Source organism: Vibrio sp. 1727, from assembly GCF_033344415.1.
Classification (GTDB): domain Bacteria; phylum Pseudomonadota; class Gammaproteobacteria; order Enterobacterales; family Vibrionaceae; genus Vibrio; species Vibrio alginolyticus.
Genome location: NZ_JAWPOT010000280.1, coordinates 1 through 692, shown reverse-complemented (window position 1 = coordinate 692; position 692 = coordinate 1). Strand labels below are relative to the sequence as shown.

Annotated in this window: 1 pseudogene; it reads right to left on the bottom strand. The window is 45.7% G+C overall.

Going from position 1 to position 692, the window contains the following annotated elements:
* Positions 1–692, bottom strand: a pseudogene (locus R8O10_RS25240) (phosphoglucomutase, alpha-D-glucose phosphate-specific); the annotation flags it as partial.

The window sequence follows — 692 nt, the reverse complement described above, 5'->3', positions numbered from 1 at the left end:
TATGGAGAAGAACAGTCCATACGAACCACGCCGTCCTTATCAAGCGACATGAACTGGAATGATGGGTCAATCGCTTCGCTGACCAAGGTCAGATCTAAGTTGTATGCTTGGCCAATTTGACGCCAGTAATCAATGCCGCTGCCACCAAGTGGATCCACACCAATTTTCAACTTCGATTTCTGGATCGCTTCCATATCGATAACATTTACTAAGTCATCGATGTAAGGCTTCACCAAATCCATCTCTACGAATAGCTCAGATGCTTTCGCTTCTGCTAGCGCTAGACGCTTCACATCTTTTAGGCCACCAGCAATGATCTCGTTCGCACGATCTTCAATCGCTTGAGTCAATTCAGCTTCTGCTGGACCACCATGTGTTGGATTGTACTTAATACCGCCATCTTGTGGTGGATTATGAGACGGTGTGATAACGATGCCATCCGCTTTCTCATCATGCTTTAGATTGTAAGTTAAGATAGCGTGAGAAATGCCAGGTGTTGGAGTGTAGCCATTATCCTGCTGTACGATGACTTTTACACCATTCGCAATCAAAACTTCGATTACGCTTGAAAACGCAGGTTCTGACAACGCGTGGGTATCTTTGCCCACAAACAACGGCCCTGTAGTCCCCTGCTTGGCACGTACTTCTGCAACTGCTTGTGCGATAGCAAGAATGTGGTTTTCATTAAAAGT